This is a genomic window from Mesorhizobium sp. M7D.F.Ca.US.004.03.1.1 (genome assembly GCF_003998635.1).
Classification (GTDB): Bacteria; Pseudomonadota; Alphaproteobacteria; order Rhizobiales; family Rhizobiaceae; genus Mesorhizobium; species Mesorhizobium loti.
In genome coordinates this window covers 1-4,621 of record NZ_RZQG01000476.1, presented here as the reverse complement: position 1 = coordinate 4,621, position 4,621 = coordinate 1, and the positions used below count along the sequence as shown (strand labels likewise).

Sequence of the window (4,621 nt, the reverse complement as noted above, 5' to 3'; positions counted from 1 at the left end):
AGACTGTCGCCGGCTACGTGCTGGCGCACATGCACCATCTGCCGGCGACCGGCGAATGCGTCGACGCGCAGGGCTGGCGCTTCGAGGTGGTCGATCTCGACGGCCGCCGCATCGACAAGCTGATCGCCACCCGCCTGCCCGGCGGCCACCGCGAGGCGGTGCGCTGACGGTCGACGCGATGTTCAGCATTCGCTCTATCGTTCCCAGAAGGGCTTGGCGATCTCTCCCTCGACCTGCTGTATCGTCAGACCGATATCGTCGATCAGATGCGGATTATCCTTCGACATTTGCCTGAGTTGCCAGCGAAAGCGTATCCGCTCGCGCCAGGTCCGATCGTGCCAGCTCGCGATGATGCTTCGCAGGGTCGTCAGGAGCCGGCGCGATGCCGGCCGCACGGGCGTTCCCGGCCGCGCTGCACAATGCAAGGAAGAAGTGAGGGTATTGGTCATGGCAACCTCCATATGGTTTTGAGGGCGCGGTGGCTCTCGATGAGGTTGAATTCTGCGCGATACGGACGGCGCCGTAATTAAGCCCTCCCAAATAGTTCTCAAAACTTCCAAACGAGCTATAGATGCGCCTATGCAGGGATCGCGTTTTGCCTTTGGTCCGTTCGTGCTTGATCCGGGTGCGGGAACGCTGCTTCGGAATGATGTGCCCGTTGCCGTTGGCTACCGCGGACTAAGTCTGCTTGCAGCACTTGTCGGACGGCCCGGCGACATCCTCGGCAAGGCCGAACTGATGGACGCGGCGTGGCCGGGCACGGCCGTCGAGGAAGGCAACCTCACCGTCCAGATCGCGCAGCTGCGCAAGCTGCTTGGTCCAGCCGCCGACGGCGGTGAATGGATATCCACGGTTCCGCGCGTCGGCTACCGCTTCGCAGGCGCCGTCGAACAGCTCGCCGACGTGAAGCGAAAACCATTGCCACTGCCCGACAAACCATCGATTGCCGTGCTGCCTTTCGTCAATTTCAGCAACGATCCCGAGCAGGACTCCTTCGCCGACGGGTTGACCGAAGACCTGATCACCGACCTGTCCAGGATCTCGGGTCTGTTCGTCATCGCGCGCAACTCGGCCTTTGCCTACAAGGGAAAAGCGATGGACGTGCGCGAGATCGCCGGGGATCTTGGCGTGCGCTATCTGCTGGAGGGTAGTGCAAGACGTGCCGCGGGGCGCGTGCGCATCAACGCCCAGTTGGTCGATGCGGTGAGCGGCGATCATCTATGGGCGGAACGCTTCGATCGCGGCCTGGAAGATATCTTTGCGGTTCAGGACGAGGTGACGGCCAAGATCGTGGAGGCGTTGCTCGGCCGGCTGCGCGCATCGCCGCCGCGCAACCGACCCCGAAATCTCGAGGCCTACGACCTCTGCGTGCGGGCGCGCAGGCTGATCGACGACTCGCCGCAGATGGCGCAGGAAGCGCATCTGATGCTCACGCGCGCGGTGTCGCTCGATCCCGAATACGCCGAGCCCTATCGCTGGCTTGCCATGAACCACTGGATGGGACAGGTGCATTGGGGCGGACCAACCGAAGCCGCCCGCAGCGTTGCCTTGGAACTGGCCCGCAAGGCCGTGGCGATCGATCCCAACGATGCCGGCTGTCGCTGGATACTGGCTTACCTGCTTGCCTACGAGCGCAGCTTCACTGAAGCAGATGCGGAATTCGCCAAGGCGATCGAACTCGACCCGAACGAGGCCGACACCTGGGCGGCATTGTCCGACATCGCGGTCCTGGCCGGACGGGTCGAAGAGGGTCTCGAGCATATCAGCAAGGCGTTCCGGCTGAACCCGTTTCCGGCAAGCTGGTATCATATGACGCTCGGCCAGGCGCAATATGCGGCGCGCGATTACGACGCCGCTGTCGAGACCCTGCTCAGGGACGAGACCTATCGCACAAGCTCACGCCGTTTCCTGGCGGCAAGCCTGGCGCAACTCGGCCGGCTCGACGAGGCGCGCGCGGAGGCCGAACTGTTCCTCGTCGGCAACCCGCATTTTACAACCAGCCATTGGGTCACGATGGAGCCGTTCCGCGACGCCGCTACGCTCGAGCATTTCGTTGATGGCTTTCGCAAAGCCGGTCTTCCCGAGTAACGCGCGGGCGTGATCCCGGCATCACATGACTTCCTCAAACCGCCGCCTCGATTGGCTCGGCAAGCCTGGGATTTGCCCGCGCGGCGATCAGGCAGCCGGCGACGATCAGGCATGCTCCGGTCAGCGTGGTCCAGGTCGCCTCCTCGCCGAAGAAGAACCAGCCAAGCGCGACCGCCCAGATGAAGGCCGAGTATTCGGTCGGGATCAGATATTGCGCTTCGGCACGGGCGTAGGACCAGCTCATCAGGAATTGCCCGGCAAGCGACAGCACCGTCACCCCGGCCAAAGGAAGCCAGAGATCGGTCGGCGGGGCGACGGCGAGCCAGGGTGCGGCGAGGCCGAGGATGATTGCAACGCATAGGTTCTGGAACAACATGATCTCGATCGGCTTGGCCAACTGCGCCTGTTGCCGGGCGAGGATCAGATTGTAGCCGTAGAACACCGTCGATACGAGCACCGCTGCCGTGCCAAGCATGGCATCTCTGGAATAGCTTGCCTGCCCGAACTGGCCGGCCATGATGATCGCGACGCCCGCGATGCCGGCCAAGGATGCCCAGACAGCCTGCCGCCGGATCCGTTCGCCCAGCAGCAGCGCGGCGAGGAACAGCGCAAACAGGGGCGCGACGAAGCTGAGCCCGATCGCCTCGGCGAGCGGCAGCCTGGCGAGGCCCCAAAAAAAGGATATCAGAACGATGCCGACAATTGCGGCACGCAGCGCATGCAGTCTCAGCACCGGAAGGGCCGGCTTTGAGCGCGTCCCTACTGACCAGGCCGCACCCGCGACGACAGTCGCCACCATGCTGCGCCACAGCACCGTGTTGTAGACGCCGACCGCAATGACCAGCGTCTTCATCGCCGCATCCATCCCGGACAGCAGGAAGATCCCGAGCGCGCATACGAGCACCGGGATCATCGGGGAAACGGCGCCGGTCAGGCTGGATGTCTTCACGGCTTCACTCATGTGATGGATTGCAGCCGGATATATCAGGGCAAGACGGCGCGGCCAGATGGCAGGACCATCGATGTAGAGGTCCAATCCCGATTGGCGTCGCATCCCCGCTATGGCGATGCTAGGGCATCAACACCACCTTCCCTGTCGAGCGGCGCTCCTCCAGCAGCTGGTGCGCTTCGCCGGCCTGATCGAGCGGAAAGCGGCCGCCGATCGCAACCCGAAGCCGGCCGCTTGCCGCCAGATTGAACAGCTCGGACAGGCTGGCTCTCAATACGTCGGGAGACAGCAGCGGCAGCAGCGCGAAACCCCTCAGCGACTGGTTGCGGCCGATCATCGCCTCCAGATCGGAAGCCGTGAGCGCATAGCGGCCGAGCGCCGCGAACACCAGTTCGCCGCCAGGCGCCAGAGCCTGCAGCGACGCAGCCGTCAGCGCGCTGCCGACTGTGTCGTAGATGATGTCGTTGCCCTCCCCGCCTGCAATCTCGCGCACCCGGGCTGGCCAATCCGGCTTGCTGTAGTCGACCGCGGCATCGGCGCCGAGCGACAGAGCGAAATGCAATTTCGCCTTGCCGCCGGCGGCCGCGATCACCTGGCGTGCGCCCTTCAGCCTGGCCAGTTGGACAAGCAACGATCCCACGCCGCCAGACGCGGCCGGGACCAGCACCGACTTGGCCCGTGGCGGGCTTTGCCGAAGCAAATGAAGAGCCGTCAGCCCCTGCACCATCAGCGCCGTCGCATCCTCGAACGGCAGCGCATCCGGCAGCGGCACGGCGAGATCGGCTGACATCGTCACCTGCTCCGCATAGCCGCTGTGGGGACGCTGCGACATGAACAGCGGCGCAGCGATGCGGCGCCTCAGCAATTGTGCATCCACGCCTTCTCCGACGGCCTCGACGACGCCCGCCGCCTCCACGCCCAGGATCATGGGAAGTTGCGGCGTCACTGCGTAGCGGTCCGCCCGCATCAGCACTTCGAAGAAGTTGATCCCGGCGGCTTGCACCCGGATCACCACCTCGCCAGCCTGCGGCACCGGTGCCGGCAGATCGACCACCTCCAGCACGTCGGGACCGCCGAAACGGCTAAGTTGAATGGCTTTCATGGCAAACTCCGATCGCACTGGCGTCGGCCGCTGTTTGCCACTATCTGCGGAGCCTCGACTACACACTCATTTGTCCCCTGCTGACCAGGAGGTGACCATGCCCAATCCCAGGAGAATGCCCATCAAAAGGCTGCCGATGCTGCCGGCGGAACGGGCGCTGAAAGTGATTGCGGGGCGCTGGAAGGCGGTCATCCTCTACCACCTGTTCGATGGTCCCCGGCGGCTGTCGGCGCTGAAGGCGCTGATGCCTGGCATCACCCAGAAAGTGCTGATCCAGCAACTTCGGGAAATGGAAGAGCACGGCCTCGTCAGCCGCGAAATCTTCGCCGAAGTGCCCTCGCGCGTCGAATACTCTGCGACAGGTCTCGGCCTCAGCCTCGAGCCGATCCTGCTGGCGCTCTGCCAATGGGGCCAGCATCACGCCGACGAGCTCAACGAGATGGACCGTCTCGCCGACTGCATCATCCGGCCAAGACAAGCAC

General features: G+C 64.2%; 6 protein-coding genes. 3 read left to right on the top strand and 3 right to left on the bottom strand.

Features of this window, described 5'->3' with window-relative positions; translation table 11 throughout:
* A partial coding sequence (locus EN935_RS23195) for a transporter associated domain-containing protein (protein ID WP_281040355.1) occupies nt 1-167 on the top strand: 167 nt, incomplete at its 5' end.
* A gap of 27 nt (nt 168-194) precedes the next feature.
* On the opposite strand, the gene EN935_RS23190 is transcribed toward EN935_RS23195, so the two are convergent.
* Nucleotides 195-449: a hypothetical protein gene (locus EN935_RS23190; RefSeq protein WP_109661285.1), complete on the bottom strand. Its 255-nt coding sequence runs from the start codon at nt 447-449 to the stop codon at nt 195-197.
* Nucleotides 450-579: 130 nt separating this feature from the next.
* Between EN935_RS23190 and EN935_RS23185 the strand changes: the two genes are divergently transcribed.
* A complete protein-coding gene (locus tag EN935_RS23185; RefSeq protein WP_127373642.1) occupies nt 580-2,088 on the top strand; it encodes a winged helix-turn-helix domain-containing tetratricopeptide repeat protein in 1,509 nt (502 codons plus the stop codon).
* A 34-nt stretch (nt 2,089-2,122) separates the two neighbouring features.
* On the opposite strand, the gene EN935_RS23180 is transcribed toward EN935_RS23185, so the two are convergent.
* Both EN935_RS23180 and EN935_RS23175 read right to left on the bottom strand, forming a co-directional pair.
* On the bottom strand, nt 2,123-3,049 hold the full coding sequence (locus EN935_RS23180) for a DMT family transporter (RefSeq protein ID WP_127266125.1): 927 nt from the start codon (nt 3,047-3,049) through the stop codon (nt 2,123-2,125).
* A gap of 109 nt (nt 3,050-3,158) precedes the next feature.
* The gene (locus EN935_RS23175) at nt 3,159-4,139 is read right to left on the bottom strand and encodes a zinc-binding dehydrogenase (RefSeq protein WP_127373641.1); all 981 of its coding nucleotides are present in this window, start codon (nt 4,137-4,139) and stop codon (nt 3,159-3,161) included.
* Nucleotides 4,140-4,236: 97 nt separating this feature from the next.
* On the opposite strand from EN935_RS23175, the gene EN935_RS23170 reads away from it, so the two are divergent.
* Nucleotides 4,237-4,621 (top strand): helix-turn-helix domain-containing protein (locus EN935_RS23170; RefSeq protein WP_206534553.1); only part of this gene is annotated, 385 nt, incomplete at its 3' end.